Source organism: Bacillus sp. SIMBA_008 (assembly GCF_046535495.1).
Taxonomy (GTDB): Bacteria; Bacillota; Bacilli; order Bacillales; family Bacillaceae; genus Bacillus; species Bacillus subtilis.
On the sequence record NZ_JAWRWL010000071.1, the window covers coordinates 1 to 395 of the forward strand.

Below are 395 nucleotides of genomic sequence, written 5' to 3' on the forward strand. Positions count from 1 at the left end.
TCTTCTTCTTATTAAACCAGGCTCAGGGCGGCGGTAGCCGTGTTATGAACTTCGGGAAAAGTAAGGCGAAGTTATATAATGACGAAAAGAAAAAAGTTCGTTTCAGAGATGTTGCTGGAGCGGATGAAGAGAAACAAGAGCTTGTTGAGGTAGTTGAATTCTTGAAAGATCCTCGCAAGTTCGCTGAAGTTGGTGCCCGTATTCCGAAGGGTGTTCTATTAGTAGGACCTCCAGGTACAGGTAAAACATTACTTGCGAGAGCATCTGCAGGAGAAGCAGGCGTTCCTTTCTTCAGCATCCGCGGATCTGACTTCGTTGAAATGTTTGTCGGTGTCGGTGCTTCCCGTGTGCGTGATTTATTCGAAAATGCGAAAAAGAATGCGCCTTGCCTGATC

Annotated in this window: 1 protein-coding gene; it reads left to right on the forward strand. The window is 46.1% G+C overall.

All coding sequences use genetic code 11. The annotated features are described in order from the left end of the window. On the forward strand, positions 1-395 hold a 395-nt coding region (locus SB658_RS22165; protein WP_410602351.1), incomplete at both ends, for an AAA family ATPase.